Annotated in this window: 14 protein-coding genes; 12 read left to right on the top strand and 2 right to left on the bottom strand. The window is 71.2% G+C overall.

Going from position 1 to position 15,320, the window contains the following annotated elements:
• Window positions 1-38: 38 nt before the first annotated feature.
• Window positions 39-1,406, bottom strand: a complete 1,368-nt coding sequence (locus AC1DXJ_RS09095) for an esterase-like activity of phytase family protein (RefSeq protein ID WP_477615423.1) — start codon at window positions 1,404-1,406, stop codon at window positions 39-41.
• Window positions 1,407-1,690: 284 nt separating this feature from the next.
• Here AC1DXJ_RS09095 and AC1DXJ_RS09090 point away from each other — a divergent pair, with 284 nt between their 5' ends.
• The 12 genes from AC1DXJ_RS09090 (at window position 1,691) to AC1DXJ_RS09035 (ending at window position 13,342) form a co-directional block, all read left to right on the top strand.
• Complete coding sequence (locus tag AC1DXJ_RS09090; RefSeq protein ID WP_477615422.1) at window positions 1,691-2,536, top strand: GNAT family N-acetyltransferase; 846 nt, start codon at window positions 1,691-1,693, stop codon at window positions 2,534-2,536.
• 33 nt (window positions 2,537-2,569) lie between these two features.
• Window positions 2,570-2,809: a hypothetical protein gene (locus tag AC1DXJ_RS09085; RefSeq protein ID WP_477615421.1), complete on the top strand. Its 240-nt coding sequence runs from the start codon at window positions 2,570-2,572 to the stop codon at window positions 2,807-2,809.
• Between the two features lie 130 nt (window positions 2,810-2,939).
• Window positions 2,940-4,877, top strand: coding sequence for an HNH endonuclease signature motif containing protein (locus AC1DXJ_RS09080; RefSeq protein WP_477615420.1), 1,938 nt, complete (start codon window positions 2,940-2,942; stop codon window positions 4,875-4,877).
• Between the two features lie 78 nt (window positions 4,878-4,955).
• Window positions 4,956-5,354, top strand: a complete 399-nt coding sequence (locus tag AC1DXJ_RS09075; RefSeq protein ID WP_477615419.1) for a DoxX family protein — start codon at window positions 4,956-4,958, stop codon at window positions 5,352-5,354.
• A 392-nt stretch (window positions 5,355-5,746) separates the two neighbouring features.
• Window positions 5,747-7,549 (top strand): proline--tRNA ligase, encoded by a 1,803-nt coding sequence (locus AC1DXJ_RS09070; RefSeq protein ID WP_477615418.1) that lies wholly within the window; start codon window positions 5,747-5,749, stop codon window positions 7,547-7,549.
• Entirely contained in the window at window positions 7,549-8,310 is a 762-nt protein-coding gene (locus tag AC1DXJ_RS09065) for an HAD family hydrolase (protein WP_477615417.1), read from the top strand. Before AC1DXJ_RS09070 ends, AC1DXJ_RS09065 begins: the two co-directional genes overlap by 1 nt.
• Window positions 8,311-9,093, top strand: a complete 783-nt coding sequence (locus tag AC1DXJ_RS09060; protein ID WP_477615416.1) for a TSUP family transporter — start codon at window positions 8,311-8,313, stop codon at window positions 9,091-9,093.
• Window positions 9,094-9,099: 6 nt separating this feature from the next.
• On the top strand, window positions 9,100-9,822 hold the full coding sequence (locus AC1DXJ_RS09055) for a nucleoside/nucleotide kinase family protein (RefSeq protein WP_477615415.1): 723 nt from the start codon (window positions 9,100-9,102) through the stop codon (window positions 9,820-9,822).
• Between the two features lie 86 nt (window positions 9,823-9,908).
• Window positions 9,909-11,384 carry a ferredoxin reductase family protein gene (locus tag AC1DXJ_RS09050; protein ID WP_477636861.1) on the top strand — a complete coding sequence of 492 codons (1,476 nt, stop codon included), beginning with the start codon at window positions 9,909-9,911 and terminating at the stop codon, window positions 11,382-11,384.
• A gap of 8 nt (window positions 11,385-11,392) precedes the next feature.
• Window positions 11,393-11,890: an FMN-binding protein gene (locus tag AC1DXJ_RS09045; RefSeq protein WP_477615413.1), complete on the top strand. Its 498-nt coding sequence runs from the start codon at window positions 11,393-11,395 to the stop codon at window positions 11,888-11,890.
• Window positions 11,891-11,898: 8 nt separating this feature from the next.
• The gene (locus AC1DXJ_RS09040) at window positions 11,899-12,675 is read left to right on the top strand and encodes an FAD:protein FMN transferase (RefSeq protein WP_477615412.1); all 777 of its coding nucleotides are present in this window, start codon (window positions 11,899-11,901) and stop codon (window positions 12,673-12,675) included.
• Window positions 12,676-12,721: 46 nt separating this feature from the next.
• Window positions 12,722-13,342 (top strand): histone deacetylase, encoded by a 621-nt coding sequence (locus tag AC1DXJ_RS09035; RefSeq protein WP_477615411.1) that lies wholly within the window; start codon window positions 12,722-12,724, stop codon window positions 13,340-13,342.
• Here the strand turns inward: AC1DXJ_RS09035 and AC1DXJ_RS09030 are convergent.
• Entirely contained in the window at window positions 13,320-15,296 is a 1,977-nt protein-coding gene (locus tag AC1DXJ_RS09030) for a thioredoxin domain-containing protein (protein WP_477615410.1), read from the bottom strand. The two genes, AC1DXJ_RS09035 and AC1DXJ_RS09030, sit on opposite strands and share 23 nt — an antisense overlap.
• Window positions 15,297-15,320 lie beyond the last annotated feature (24 nt).

Below are 15,320 nucleotides of genomic sequence, written 5' to 3'. Positions count from 1 at the left end.
GCTCAGCCGTCGACCGGGCCAGCGACTTCCCCCTCAGCTCACCCCTGCGGGAGCAACCGCGGGTCGATGCCCAGCGGCTGGTCCAGGGTGACCTCGATGTACTCGTTCGGGTCGGGGACGACTGCCGATCGGCCACCGGTGTTGGGGAAGTTGTTGTCGTTCATCGCGGCGATGGTGTGGTCGTCGACCAGGGCGAGGTCCTCGATGGTCTCGAAGGCGAACGGGAAGAACGCACCCAGCTTGCCGACGTTGGCCGGGTCCGGAACGGCCAGGAGGTTCACGAGGAGCTGCTTGTCGGCATACCCGTCGTGGTCCCGGTCCTTGAGGTCCACGGTGAAGACCGCCTTGAAGCGCGCGGTCGGTCCCGCTCCCGCATCGCGTTCGACGACGAGGAGCTCGTGGTCGTTCAGCGCGATCGCGTCACCGATCGAGTCCCCGGGGCTCTCGAGGCGATAACGCCAGTAGGTGCCGGTGAACTGCGCCCCGAGGTCCTGGTTGACCTTGACCTCGAAGATCCGCAGGTCGGAGGCCAGACCGGCAGCCTTGTCCTCGGCGAGGGAACCCTCGAGCATCGGGTAGAGCCGCTGGCCGTTCGGTGAGATCGGCGTGCCCTCGAACCCGCGCGACGACGCGAGGTTGGGCTGCTCACCGACTGCGAGTGTCGGGTTCTGGGGCGCCTTCACCCCCGGGGCCGGAATGGGCGCTTCCAGGAGCCGACCGTGCTCGTCCGCGTGGAGCAGGAACGGTCCGAACTCGTCGCCGAACCAGAAGGTGCCGTCGGGCGCGACCTGCATGGACTCGGGGTCGAAGTCCCAGCCGGTCAGCACTCGGTCCGGCGGGGGGCAGGCGTAGCCCGCCGGCAGGGTCGCCGCCGCCGCGCAGCCGCCGTCGCGCCAGATCGTCCAGTCGACATGGTGGTCGGGGTCGCTGAGCAGGAACTGCAGACCGAGGTAGGTCGTCGTCCCTGTGGTGGTATCGGGCCGGATTCGGTTGACGACCAGCTCGAAGTCCTGGCTGTTGCCCTTCTGGCCGTAGCCGTTGTCGGTCATGACGAGGTAGCTGCCGTCGGCGTTGCGGTGCATCGCCGAGAAGCCCTGCACTGGTTGGGCAGGGTAGGGACGCGCAACCGCCGTCGTCCCGGTCTGGAAGTACCCCGACGGCGCAGTGCCCGGTCGATAGGTCTCGGCCGGGAGGGAGGAGCGCCCGACCAGCCGGGCCTGGGCGGCCGTCGTCGCGGGGTCGGGATCGACGGTGGCGCCCCCGACGCCGGCAGTGGCGCCGCTCGGCGATGAGGCGAGGGCGGTCGCACAGAGGGCGCCGGCTGCGGCAGCCCCCGTCGCACGTTTCCATGCACGGCGACGGCTTGCGGGACGTGGGCCCCAGAGGGCCCGGTCGTTCGTGGACATGATGGTCTCCTTGGTGATCTGGTCCGGTGCTGGTGTTGGTGCTGGTGTTGGATTCCCGCCTGGTGTCGGCGTTCGTGTCGCTCTTGCTTGTCGCTGCCGCACGAGCGGTGGCTCGTGGATCCGCAGCAAGCTGCGGCAAACTCGACGATCCCGTGGCAGACGCAGCTGCGTCGTCCACCAGGGAGCCCGACTGCGTCGCCCCCTCGGCCACAGCTGTGGACCGCAGGACGACGGGAGGGCGGCGTTCTGCGGCGCGCTGACCCGGCGAGCCCTAGGCTGGATCCGTGCTGCGCACTCGAAACCCGGTCCACGCGCTGTCGCCCTCGGACCGCGACGCCGCGTTGGAGGTGTGCGCGCGGAACCTGCCGGCGAACGTGTTCGTGGCCGCCCGCCTCCTCGAGGGAGTGCTCAGCAGCCAGCCCGGAACCGTTCTCGGGCACAAGGTCGGCGGCAGCCTCGAGGCGCTGTGCTGGTCCAGCGCCAACCTCGTCCCGGTGGAGGCCGACGAGCAGACGCTGAGCTTCTTCGCCGACCGGGTCCGCCGCTGGCGCCGCCACTGTGCCTCGATCCTCGGGCCGGCCGACCAGGTGGCCGAGCTCTGGCGGCACCTCGCACCCGCATGGGGACCGGCACGCGCCGTGCGGGCGAACCAGCCGTTGATGAGCAGCATGGACCGGCCCTCAGCCCTCGGGATCGAGCTCGACCCGAGGGTGCGTCCGGCCCGGGAGCACGAGGTGGACCTCGTGATGCCTGCGGCGGCGCACATGTTCGAGGGCGAGATCGGCTACCCGCCCTACACCGGCTCGGGCGCGGCATACCGGTCGGCACTCCTGGCCCTCATCGACCGTGGCCACACCTTCATCGCGGTCGAGGACGGCGCGGTGATCTTCAAGGCCGACGTGGGCTCCGTTGCGCTCGGCTGCGCGCAGCTCCAGGGGGTGTGGCTGGCACCGCACCTGCGGGGGCGCGGACTCTCCGTGCCCCTCATGGCGTCCGTGGTCGAGCAGGTGATGGAGACCCGCGCGCGCTGGGTCACGTTGTACGTCAACGACTTCAACGAGAGTGCCCGGGCCACGTATGCGCGGGTCGGCTTCGAGGACGTCGGTAACTTCTCGACCGTCCTGCTCTGATGAGCGGCGTTCGCTGCTGATGGACCCCTCCTGATGGACCCCTCGCTGCGGTCGGAGCCGCGCCCGGACACACCCGCTGCCGGAAACGCGCTGCTCTGGATGACCGGGTCGCTCGCCCTCTTCGGTGCCTTCCTCGTCGCCGTGCCTGGCCGGGAGACAGCCGGGCGCACGTGGCTGTGGGTCGGCCTCGTCCTGCTGGTCGTCGGTGGCGCGACCTTTGCGCTCGCCCTCAGGGCTCGGCTGTCCTATCGGCGCGAGCACCGCAGCGACTGAAGCCCGGCCTTCATAGCAGGCGGCACTGACAGTGAAGTGGTGGGGTCACTGCGCCAATTCTGTTGTCTGGCAATCGAATTCATCGCTCGTACAGGTTGAAAGGGAGTGTTGCGTGGGCTAGAGTGGACATATGTTCGAACTCGCCGACCTCCACCTTCGACTCCAGTCGGAGCTCGGTCGAGTGCGCGCCGTCGGGGCCGAGGCGTCGGGCGCGGAGTGGGTGGAGCTGGCGGGTTCGTGCCAGCAGCTGATCAACGTCGCGGCGGCGATGCAGACGGTTGCCCTGGCGCACGTGGCCGCGACCGATGACGTCGTGTGTGAGGACGGCACCATCGAGGAGGAGTTCCGGGGCCTCGGCCACCAGCGGCTGGACGCTCCCGCTCTCGTGCAGGACCGGTTGGGGCTCACCACGTCAGGAGCGACTGACCGGGTCGCGACCGCGGTGGACCTCGTGACGCGCCACCCCGCTCTGGTCGAGGCCATGGCGGCTGGCCGGCTCGACGCCTACCGCGCCGGGATCGTTTCGGAGGAGCTGGCCGACGCCACGCCGGAGGTCTGCGCCGAGGTGGCCGACCGGATCGGCGAGCGGCTCGGCACCGAAGCAGGCGGTGCGTTGCGCCGCCGGACTCGTCGCGTCCTGGCGTCGGTGGACGCAGACCTCGTGCGGCGCAAGGCCGAGCGCGCGCGGGCCGAGCGATCGCTGCGTCGCAGCGCCTTCGCTCCCGGGGTGGACGAGTGGAGTGCGAAGGTGCCCGTCGAGGAGTCGCGAACCGCGTGGTCGGTGGTCGACGGGTTGGCCCGGAGCTATGTCCTCGACGGCAAGTGCGCGGGCATCGAGCAGGCCCGGGCAGACGCCCTGATGGATCTCATTCACGCTCGGGCCACCGGTGAGGTCACGGTGCACCTGACGGTCCCGGCCAGCGCGGTCGCCCGCGAGGCCGCCGCCGCAGAGGCGGCTCGTGACGAGGGCGCAAGGAGCGACGGGGACGGCGGCCGACGCGCTGCCGAACTGGTGCCGGTGACGGGATTCGGTATGCCGGGTGTCACCCATGTGCGCGCCTCCTGGGTTGCGTCGGTGGCGCAGCGCCGACAAGGACCGCGCGGTGGCGCGACGGAGCCTGTGCCGGCTGGCGACGCGGGCGGGCCGTCAGCTCCAGAGCCCACGGCGCCCGGCGACGCGGGCGGGCCGGCAGCTCCGAAGTCCACCGCATCGTTCGACGTGGTGGCGTGTGACGACACGTCGGGCGCGCTCGCGTCCCTGCCGATGAGCGCGGAGCGCCCAGCCCGAAGGTTTCGGAGCCTCCCAGCTCCAGGGGACGGGTCCCGTGCAGGCAGTCGCGACTCAGGTCGCTATCGACCTCCCCAGTGGATGATCGACTTCGTCAAGGCGAGGGACGGTCAGTGCCGCTTTCCCGGATGTGCGATCAGTGCGAGGTTCTGCGACGTCGACCACGTGGTCCCGTGGCCCGTGGGCGCGACCGATCCGACCAACCTGGTGTGCCTGTGTCGACGCCATCACCGCATCAAGCAACGGCCACGGTGGCGATCGCGCCTCGACGCGGACGGCGCCCTGGTCTGGACCGATCCCACAGGCCACCAGAGCACCACCGTGCCCTTCGACCAGCTTCAGTGTGGATCTGAGGCCGCCTCAGCGATCACCACCATGAGTGGTGACGCCCACCCGGCGGTGGTCGTGGACGCTGAGGTGGACGTCGAGGCGGACGTCGAGGTGGGCGTCGAGGTGGGCGTCGAGATAGCCGTGGAAATGGACGGGATCGCCGGGCTGACTTCGCTGCTGGAGGAGGGAGTGCAGCACCTGACCGAGCACCACCTCGTCGAACTGGCCTGCCGTCCCGGCAATCTCACCACCCGCAACCGCCGCGCGCTGCGGACCGGGCGGCGGGTCGACTTCGGCCGCCTCGAGTGGTTCTCGACGAGAGGGCGCTCGAGGGTGGAGATCATCCGGGTGTGCGACCGGCTCGACGTGGACAGACTCCTGTTCCTCGGCCGTGGCTCCACCTCGCGCCTCATCCGAGGCTCGTCCTCCGAGGACCCGCCTCCGTTCTAGACGGCGAAGGGCGTGGGTGTGCGCATGGATCGCAGCAGCTCGCCGTTGGCCGCAAGCTCTGCCTGACAGGATGGCGGCATGCCCCGCTCCGTCGCGCCCTTGACCAAGGACATCGTCGGCCTCGCCGGCCTGTTCATCACCTCGGGGACGACCCACCTCGTCAAGCCCGAGGTGTTCGAGCCGCTGGTGCCGAACTCGTTGCCGCGCCGACGCGAGCTGATCTACCTCTCGGGCGTCGCCGAGCTCGTGTGCGCTGCCGGGCTGCTCCACCCGCGCACCCGCCGGTATGCCGGGTGGGCGAGTGCCGCCCTGCTCCTCGCCATCCTGCCGGGCAACGTCCAGATGAGCGCCAACTACGGCAAGCGCGCGCAGCGCAAGGGCACTCCGGCAGCGCAGGCCGCCTTCGCGGGCACCGTGGCACGGCTGCCGCTGCAGCTCCCGCTGATCCGCACCGCCCTCAGGGCCGCTGGGCGCTGACGCGCACGGGCGGTCGTCGCCCTAGGTCGTGGTCTGGTCTGCCGGCTGCTTGGCGTTGTTCTCGGCGCGATCCCGCGCCGCCTTCGCCTTGGAAATCCTCAGAGCCTCTTGCTCTCGACGATCCATCGATCGCTTTCGTGTAAACGGCCACACGCAGCCATCACCCCCCCGCTTGGGAACCCCCGACCCGACCGACAGGCTTCCGCAAAACGGACAAACTCACAAGCCGGCGGGGACCAATACCTGCAGGTCGCACCCCGTCCCCCAGAGATCTGATCGCTGCTGGTTGCGGCGCCCGTCAACACGACGAAGGCGACGAAGGAAACCGTGGTGAGCACGCGGAGCACCGACGGATATCCTCTGGGGGTTGTCCGCCAACCGAGGAGTGCCACGTGGCCCTGCGCATGTCGACCCTGTTCCTGCGAACCCTTCGCGAGGATCCGGCCGATGCCGAGGTGCCGAGCCACCGGTTGCTCGTCCGGGCGGGCTACATCCGACGGGTCAGCCCCGGCATCTACACCTGGCTGCCGCTGGGCCTGCGCGTGCTGCGCAAGGTCGAGACCATCGTCCGCGAGGAGATGGACGAGATCGGCGCCCAGGAGCTGCTCTTCCCTGCGCTGCTGCCCAAGGAACCCTTCGAGGCGAGCGGTCGCTGGACCGAGTACGGCCCCAACATCTTCCGCCTGCAGGACCGCAAGGGCGGCGACTACCTGCTCGGGCCGACCCACGAGGAGATGTTCACGCTCGCGGTCAAGGACCTGTACTCGTCCTACAAGGACCTTCCGCTGGCGATCTACCAGATCCAGACGAAGTACCGCGACGAGGCGCGTCCGCGGGCCGGCGTGCTCCGTGGCCGCGAGTTCGTCATGAAGGACTCCTACTCCTTCGACCTCGACGCGGCCGGCCTCGACAAGGCCTACCAGCTGCACCGCGACGCCTACATCCGCATCTTCGACCGGCTCGGCTTCCACTACGTCATCGTCCAGGCGATGGCCGGTGCCATGGGTGGGAGCAAGAGCGAGGAGTTCCTCGCCACCGCCGAGAACGGCGAGGACACCTACGTCCGCTGCCCGAACTGTGGGTATGCCGCGAACGTCGAGGCCGTGCGCGTCCCCGTCCCCGACGCCATCTCGTATGCCGACGTGCCGGCTGCGCACGCGGAGTCCACCCCGGACACCCCCACCATCGACACGCTCGTCGCCCACCTCAACGCGCACTTCCCGCGCGAGGACCGTCCGTGGGCGGCGGGGGACACCCTCAAGAACGTCATCGTGACGGTGGTCCACCCCGACGGCACGCGTGAGCCGCTGGCCATCGGCGTGCCCGGCGACCGCGAGATCGACGAGAAGCGGCTCGGCGCCCAGGTCGACCCGGCCGAGGTGGAGGCCTTTGAGGAGAAGGACTTCGCCGCCAACCCGGCGCTCGTCAAGGGCTACATCGGGCCCGGCGCGCTCGGCTCGGAGTCTGCCTCGAAGATCCGCTACCTGCTCGACCCGCGGGTCTCCGAGGGCACCCGCTGGGTCACCGGTGCGAACGAGGCCGGCAAGCACGTGATCGACCTGGTGGCCGGCCGCGACTTCACCGCTGACGGCACCATCGAGGCCGCTGACGTGCGCCCCGGCGACGCGTGCCCGAGCTGTGGCCACGGACTGGAGTCGGCCCGCGGCATCGAGATGGGACACATCTTCCAGCTCGGCACCAAGTACGCCGAGGCGCTCGACCTCAAGGTGCTGGACCAGAACGGCAAGCTGCAGACCGTGGTCATGGGTTCCTACGGCGTGGGCGTCTCGCGTGCCGTGGCCTGCGTCGCCGAGGGCAACCACGACGAGCTCGGCCTGCGCTGGCCCCGGGAGATCAGCCCCGTCGACGTGCACGTCGTCGCCACCGGCAAGGACGCGACCCGCGACCCCGAGGTCTTCGCGACGTCCGAGGAGATCACGCGCGCCCTCGAGGCCCAGGGCCTGTCGGTGCTCTACGACGACCGCCACAAGGTCAGTCCCGGCGTGAAGTTCAAGGACTCCGAGCTGATCGGCGTCCCGACCATCGTCGTGATCGGGAAGTCGCTCGAGAACGGCATCGTCGAGATCAAGGACCGCGCCACCGGCGAGCGTCGGGAGGTTCCGGTGCAGGACGTCGTGGCCGAGGTCGTCCGCGAGGTCCGCGGCGACCGCGAGGTCCGCGGCACCGAGTCCTGATGGGCGGCTCGGCGCCGATCGAAGCGCTGATCTTCGACTGGGGCGGGACGCTCACGCCCTGGCACGACGTCGACCTGCCCCAGCAGTGGCGCGTCTTCGCCCGCGAGGTGCACGGACTGCCGGTCGATGACCCGGGCATGCCCGTCGAGGAGCTCGCCGAGGCCGACTCGCTGGCCATCCGCATCCACGAGGCCGAGGAGAAGGCCTGGTCCCGCGGCCGCCAGACCCATGAGAGCGCCTCCATCGAGGAGATCCTCGCGGAGGCCGGGGTCGACGCGGACCACGACCGGCACCTCCTGGCGCTCGCGGCATACCGGAGGTTCTGGGAGCCGCACACGCACACCGACCCGCAGGTGCGCCCGCTCTGGGAGGGGTTGCACGACCGCGGCCTCAAGGTTGGTGTGCTGTCCAACACCATCTGGAGCCGCGCCTACCACCGCGAGGTCTTCCAGCGTGACGGTGTCCTCGACCTGCTCGACGGCGACGTGTACTCCTCGGAGATCCACGTCGTGAAGCCGCACCCCGAGGCGTTCCTCGCGGCGTGCGAGGCCGTCGACGTCCCGCCGCAGGCCGCCGTCTACGTGGGCGACCGCCTCTTCGAGGACGTCCACGGGCCGCAGCAGGTCGGCATGCGCGCGATCTGGATCCCGCACAGCGACATCCCGGTCAACCAGCAGGTAGCGGTCGACGTGACCCCCGACGCCCAGGCCCACGAGCTGCTCGACATCCTCTCGATCGTCGACGGCTGGCTGGGGCAGTAGGTGCCGGACGTCGACCTGACCACGGTCCTCCTCATGGCCCTGGCGGGGTTCGGTGCGGGCTGGATCGACGCGGTCGTCGGCGGTGGCGGCCTCGTGCAGCTGCCCGCCCTGCTGCTCGGCTTCACCGGGGCGTCCCCCGCGCAGCTGCTCGCCACCAACAAGATCGCCTCGATCTTCGGCACGACGACCAGCTCGATCACCTACTGGCGCAGGGTCCGTCCCGACCTGCGCACCGCGCTGCCGATGGCGGCCGTCGCCTACCTCGGCGCGGTCGGGGGTGCCTTGCTCGGCCTGCACATCCCCAAGAGTGCGTTCAACCCGATCATCCTCGTGATGCTGGTGGTCGTCGGCGCCTACACCATCGCCAAGCCCTCCCTCGGCGCCGAGACCGCCCTGCGCTTCGCGGGTCACCGGCACACCGTCATCGCGATGATCACGGGCTTCGTCATCGGGGTCTACGACGGTGCCCTCGGTCCGGGTACCGGCTCGTTCCTCGTCTTCGCGCTCGTCGGGCTGATGGGCTACGCCTTCCTGGAGGCCAGCGCGAAGGCCAAGATCGCGAACTTCGCCACCAACCTCGGGGCGCTGACCGTGTTCGTCCCCGGTGGCCACGTCATGTGGAAGATCGGGGCGGTGATGGCCGTGGCGAACATCGCGGGCGGCTACGTCGGAGCGCGGACGGCCGTGGCGCGGGGGAGTCGGTTCGTCCGCGTGGTCTTCGTGGTGGTGCTCGTGGCCTTCATCGTCAGGATCGGCGGCTCGGTGCTCGGCTGGTGGAGCTGACCGGGGATGGACGCCTCCCGCGAACCCGGTGGTCCGGAGGTGGCCGGCGCGCCGTCGCTGCCCGCGCTGAGTGAGCTGCTGGACCGGTGCGCCGGCCTCGTGTCCGAGGCTGCCGGCGGACGCCGACGGGTCCTGGGCATCGCGGGGCCACCGGGTGCAGGCAAGACGACCCTGGTCGCGGCGCTGCTGCACGCCGTGGCAGCCGACCCGCGACTGGCCGGCCGCGTCGCCCACGTGCCGATGGACGGGTTCCACCTGCCCGGTGCCGAGCTGGGACGGCTGGGCCGCTTGAACCGCAAGGGGGCGCCGGACACCTTCGACGTCCAGGCGTATGCCGCGCTGCTCGCCGCCGTTCGCGGCTCACCGCGCGTGGTGGTCCGGGCCCCCGCCTTCGACCACGCAGTGGGGGAGCCCGAGGCCGAGGCCATCGAGGTCGGCCCCGCCGCGGACCTCGTTGTCTCCGAGGGCAACTACCTGTTGCTCGACGACCCGGCGTGGCGCCCGGTGCGGGCGCTGCTCGACGAGGCGTGGTTCTGCGCCCTGGCGGACGACCGGCGCCGCCAGCGCCTCATCGACCGCCACGTCGAGGCCGGCAGGGCCCTCGAGGACGCGACGGCCTGGGTCGACCGGTCCGACGAGGCCAATGCCCGGCTCGTCGCCGGAGGCCGGGACTTCGCGGACCTGGTGCTGGTCGACGGCCGGATCGTCCGAGGCCCTGCGGCACCCTGAGATGCGCGGTGGGGTCCCTGGGACTCACGCACCGGTCATGGCTGGTGCACAGCAAACACCCAGACTCGCGACCCACAGTGCTGGATGTGACCACCACCGACCTGCCGCGCTCTGCGGTGACCTCCGCCCACGACCCCGCGCACGCGGCATACCGAGCTGAGGCCGGTCGACCTGACGCCGGTCGAGCCCACGCCCGCCGTCCCGCCGTGCGGGTCGTGCCGCGCTGGTGGCGCGATGCGTCCGTCAGCGCCTTCTGGCTGGTGCAGCTCTGGGTGACCGCGCTGTGGGTCCAGCACGGTGGCGTCCAGGACCTCGGGTCGCTCTCGGGCGCGCTCACCAGCCTCGGGCGCCTCACCGGGCTGGTCGCCTCGGCCCTGTTGCTGGTCCAGGTGTTCCTGATGGCCCGGGTGCCGTGGTTCGAACAGGCCTGGGGCCAGGACGAGCTCGCCCGCACCCACCGGCTCGTCGGGTTCACGTCCTTCAACCTCCTGTGGGCGCACGTCGTCCTCATCACGCTCGGGTATGCCGCCGCCTCACCCCTGGGGTTGTGGGGGACCATCGTCGACTTCGTCCGCAACTACCCCGGGATGCTGCTGGCGGTGGCCGGCACGGTCGCCCTCTGCCTGGTCGTCGTCACCTCGGTGCGCAGGGCACGACGGCGGCTGCGGTACGAGTCCTGGCACCTCATCCACCTCTACGGCTACCTCGGCKCCGGGCTGGCGCTGCCGCACCAGCTGTGGACCGGTCAGGAGTTCCTGGCCTCGACGGCGTCGACCGTCTTCTGGTGGGGCCTGTATGCCGTGTGGGCCGCGACCGTGCTCGTCTTCCGGGTGGGGCTGCCCCTGTTCCGCTCACTGCGGGCGCCGCTGCGCGTCGTCGCCGTGCACGCCGAGGCGCCGGGGGTGACCACGGTCGTCGTCGGTGGGCCCGGCGTGGCGCGGATGCGACCCGCGGCAGGGCAGTTCTTCCAGTGGCGCTTCGTCGACGGGCCCGGCTGGACCCGGGCCAACCCCTACTCCCTGTCGGCGGCTCCGGACGGGCGACACCTACGCGTCACCGCTGCCCACGTGGGGGACGGCACCGAGCGGCTGGCCACCCTGCGGCCGGGCACGCGGGTGCTCGTCGAGGGGCCGTACGGCCGACTCCACCCCGGGGTCCGCACTCGCCGCAAGGTGCTCCTCATGGGCGCGGGAATCGGCATCACCCCCATCCGGGCCCTGCTCGAGGGACTCGACCAGGACCCTGGCGACGTCGTGGTCATCCACCGGGCCAGCACGCGAGAGCAGTTCGTGCTCGGCGAAGAGCTGTTCCGGATCGCGACCGACCGCGGCGCCCGCTACGTCACCGTCGAGGGACACCGTGTGCCCGGGCGTGACACCTGGCTGCCTGCGGCGGCCGCGCACCTGACCGACGCCGCCGCCCTGGCCCAGCTCGTGCCGGACGTCGCCGAACGTGACGTCTTCCTGTGTGGGGCGCCTGCCTGGATGGACGCCGCCCGCCGGGCGGCGCTCGACTGCGGGGTCCCGGCCACCAACATCCACCTCGAGCGGTTCGAGTACTAGGAGGACCCATGCGAAGAATCACCCTGTGGGCCCTGTCCACCCTGACCACGTTGGTGCTGCTGTTCAGCTACCACACCTCCACCGCCGGCTCGGGGACGACGCTGGCCGCCGGGACCTCGGTCCAGGCGCCGGCCGGGGCCGGCACGACGGACTCGGGGACCACGGGCTCCGGAACGACGGACTCGGGGACCACCGACTCGGGCAGCTCCAGCTCGGGCAGCACCTCCGCCGCCAAGACCTACGACGGAGACACGGTGCAGACGCGATGGGGGCCCGTGCAGGTCCGGATCACCGTGCAGGACGGCAAGATCACCGCGTCCGAGGCGATCGTGTACCCCAACGGGAACCACGAGGACGTCCAGATCAACTCCGCCGCGCTGCCGGTCCTCAGCCAGGAGGCGGTGCAGCAGCAGAGTGCCGACATCGACATGGTGTCCGGCGCGACCGTGACCTCCGAGGGCTACCTGTCGTCGCTGCAGTCCGCGATCGACCAGGCCCACCTGTGACTGCCGTGATGGCGACCCCGCGCAGGGCGTTCGTCGAGCAGGTCATGGGGATGCCGGTCTCGATCCACCTCCGAGGAGAGGTGCGGGGTGCCCTGGACGACCCCGGGGTCGTCACCGCCGTCGACCAGGCCTTTGCCGTGCTGCGCAGGGTCGACTCGGTCTTCAGCACCTGGCGCGAGGACAGCGACCTGATGCGGGCGAGGCGAGGCGAGCTCCCCGCGGCCCAGGCGCATCCGTGGCTGGCCGAGGTCGAGCAGCTCTGTGCCGAGGCGCAGCGGCGCACGGCTGGGCTGTTCAGCGCCTCCTACGCCAGCTCCTCCCACGACAGCACCTCCCACGAGACCGCTACCACCAGCGGGACCTCCTACGACCCGACAGGGCTGGTCAAGGGGTGGGCCGTCGAGCGGGCGGCGATGCACCTGCGGCACGTGCCCGGGATCTCGTGGTGCCTGAACGCGGGCGGCGACCTGTTCGCCGGCGCCGGTCGTGCGGCCCCATCGAGCACCTGGCGCGTCGGTGTCGAGGACCCGCGCGAGCCCTCTGCCGTCGCGGCGACGATCCCCCTGCGCAGTGGCGGCTTGGCGACGTCCGGCGCAGCCGCCAGGGGAGCGCACGTCGTCGACCCGCGGAGCGGCGCGGCCATCGGCCGTCCGGGTTCGGCGACGGTCTGGGGACCCAGCCTCCTGTGGGCGGACGTCTGGGCAACGGCCCTCTTCGTGGACCCGTTGACGGGGGAACGTGCGCTGGAAGGTGCCGACCCGGCATACCGGTCGCTGTTGCTCTGAACGTGTGGTGGGGGTGGCACCGGCCTCGGCGTGGCATGGTGGAGGTGTGCAGGTCTGGTACGCGAGCTACGGCAGCAACCTCTCCCGCGACCGCTTCCAGTGCTACCTGGGCGGCGGTCGGCCTGAGGGCGCGAGCCGCACCTACCCGGGCGCCCGCGACCAGAGTCCTCCCCAGGACGACCGTGCGCTGACGTTGCCGGGCGAGCTGGTCTTCGGGTGGGAGTCGCCGACGTGGGGTGGCGGGATCGCCTTCTACGACGCCGACACGGCGGGCACGACGCTGGCGCGCGCCTACCTCGTGACCGAGCAGCAGTTCGCCGACGTCGCTGCCCAGGAGATGCATCGGGCGCCGGGCGCAGACCTCGATCTCTCGCACGTGCTCGAGCACACACGGCACGAGGTGGGGCCGGGTCGTTACGAAGCCCTCCACCTCGTCGGCGAGCTCGAGGGGACCCCGGTCCTCACCTTCACGACGCCGGATCCCACTGCGCTGCAACCCAACTCACCGACACCCGCCTACCTGCGAACGCTCACCGCAGGCCTCCGCGAGGCGCACGACCTGTCGGACGACGAGCTCACGGACTACCTGCTCGGGCGCCCGGGCATGCAGCCCGACTGGGATGCGGCCCGGCTGACCGAGCTCGTCAGCGAGCCAGCGCCGCAGTGAGCGCCGCGACGTCCGTCACCGGGGCGTCGCACACGAAACCACGGCACACGTATGCCGCGGCGCCGCCACCGACGAGAGGCCGCTGGGCGAGGAGCGGGTGCCCCGGGGCATCGGGCTCGCCCTGCACCACGACCAGTCCGGGTGAGGCCGAGCGGCGCGCGACTCCGGCCAGGGCGTCGGCATCGGCGCCCGTGCCGACGACGGCAACCTGCAAGGGGCCGGTGACCGACGCCTCGGCCACCGACAGCGTCCAGCCTGCGAAGCGCGGGTCGCGCACGGCCAGCTGCCCTGCTGCTGAGAGCCCTGCCTCTGCCCGGTCTCTCATCGCTGTGTCCCCGGTCAGGGCCGAGCAGGTGAGGAGGGCGCCGGCCAGCGCCGACTGCCCTGAGGGTTCGGCATTGTCGGCGGCGCTGCGGGGGCGGGTGAACAGCGTCTCGGCGTCGTCGCTGGTGTCGTGGAACCCGCCGTCGTCGGCGCCGAAGCGCTCGACCGCGGTCGTGAGCAGGTCGCGTGCGGTCGCAAGCCATCTCGCGTCGCCGGTGGCCTGGTGCAGCGCGAGCAGCCCCTCCGCCAGGTTGCCGTAGTCGTCGGCCACACCGGCGGCGGTTCCGACCGTGCCAGCCCTCGACGTCCGGCGCAGGCGGCCGTCGACGACGTGGGTCCCGACGACGAACTCGGCGCACGCCGCGGCGGCCTCGACGAGGTCGGGCCTGCCGAGGACGGCACCCGCGTCGGCGAGCCCGGCGATGGCCAGACCGTTCCACGAGGTGACGACCTTGTCGTCGCGGCCGGGCTGCGGGCGTGCCTGGCGTGCCTCGAACAGCCGGCGTCGCGCATTGGCCCACCAGGCCCCGTCGTCAGGGTCCGCCGGCAGCTGGAGGGTGGACGACCCATGCTCGAACGTGCCGCCGGTGGTCACGGTGAGCAGGGTGGCCGCCCGAGCGGCGTCGTCGTCACCGAGGACCTCGGCCAGCTGCGCGGGTGTCCACGCGTAGGTCAGGCCCTCGACGCCCTCGGTGTCCGCGTCCAGCGCCGAGGCGAAACCGCCCTCTTCGGTGCGCAGGTCGCGCATCAGGAACTCAGCCGTCTCGAGCGCCACCCGGCGAGCCAACGGGTCCTCGGTGATCCGGTGCAGGTGGGTGTAGACCCGGAGCAGCTGGGCGTTGTCGTAGAGCATCTTCTCGAAGTGGGGAACCACCCAGCGCGCGTCGACGGAGTAGCGCGCGAACCCGCCGGCGACCTGGTCGTAGATGCCGCCGCGTGCCATCGCCTCGCAGGTGCTCGCCGCCATCGCGAGGGCGTCCTCGGACCCGGTTCGGGCGTGGTGGCGCAGCAGGAACTCGAGCACCATCGACGGCGGGAACTTCGGCGCACCGCCGAATCCCGCTGCGCCGTGGTCGAACTGGCCACGCAGCTGCACCGCAGCCGCTTCGAGTGCGCCCTCGTCCAGCACCTGTCCAGTGACCGGGGCCGACAGCTCGCGGAGCCGCGAAGCGATGTGGGCGCCGCTCTCGAGGACGCGGTCGCGCTGGGTGGTCCAGGCGTCGGTGACCCCCGCGAGGAGCTGGAGGAACTGACCCTTGGGGAAGTAGGTGCCGGCAAAGAAGGGGTCGCCGTCCGGCGTGAGGACACACGTCATGGGCCAGCCGCCGTGTCCCGTCAGGGCCGTGGTGGCCGCCATGTACACCGCGTCGATGTCGGGTCGTTCCTCGCGATCCACCTTCACTGCGACGAAGTTCGCGTTGAGCACCCCCGCCACGTCCTGGTCCTCGAACGACTCGTGAGCCATGACGTGGCACCAGTGGCACGCGGCATACCCCACCGAGAGGAGGACGGGGACGTCTCGCTCGCGCGCCTCGGCGAACGCCTGCGGACCCCATTCCTGCCAGTCGACGGGGTTGTCCTGGTGCTGCAACAGGTAGGGGGAGGTCGAGTCGGCCAGACGGTTCGGCATGGGTCCCACTCTCCCTCAGACGCC

Source organism: Pedococcus sp. P2_D9 (assembly GCF_056404275.1).
This window is presented reverse-complemented; position numbering and strand designations above follow the sequence as displayed.

What these genes read in the sequence shown, in the direction of transcription:
- AC1DXJ_RS09095 (WP_477615423.1), bottom strand. Translation starts at nt 1,406, where the DNA reads ATGTCCACGAACGACCGGGCCCTCTGGGGCCCACGTCCCGCAAGCCGT.
- AC1DXJ_RS09085 (WP_477615421.1), top strand. Translation starts at nt 2,570, where the DNA reads ATGGACCCCTCGCTGCGGTCGGAGCCGCGCCCGGACACACCCGCTGCC.
- AC1DXJ_RS09080 (WP_477615420.1), top strand. Translation starts at nt 2,940, where the DNA reads ATGTTCGAACTCGCCGACCTCCACCTTCGACTCCAGTCGGAGCTCGGT.
- AC1DXJ_RS09075 (WP_477615419.1), top strand. Translation starts at nt 4,956, where the DNA reads ATGCCCCGCTCCGTCGCGCCCTTGACCAAGGACATCGTCGGCCTCGCC.
- AC1DXJ_RS09065 (WP_477615417.1), top strand. Translation starts at nt 7,549, where the DNA reads ATGGGCGGCTCGGCGCCGATCGAAGCGCTGATCTTCGACTGGGGCGGG.
- AC1DXJ_RS09055 (WP_477615415.1), top strand. Translation starts at nt 9,100, where the DNA reads ATGGACGCCTCCCGCGAACCCGGTGGTCCGGAGGTGGCCGGCGCGCCG.
- AC1DXJ_RS09045 (WP_477615413.1), top strand. Translation starts at nt 11,393, where the DNA reads ATGCGAAGAATCACCCTGTGGGCCCTGTCCACCCTGACCACGTTGGTG.
- AC1DXJ_RS09040 (WP_477615412.1), top strand. Translation starts at nt 11,899, where the DNA reads ATGGCGACCCCGCGCAGGGCGTTCGTCGAGCAGGTCATGGGGATGCCG.
- AC1DXJ_RS09030 (WP_477615410.1), bottom strand. Translation starts at nt 15,296, where the DNA reads ATGCCGAACCGTCTGGCCGACTCGACCTCCCCCTACCTGTTGCAGCAC.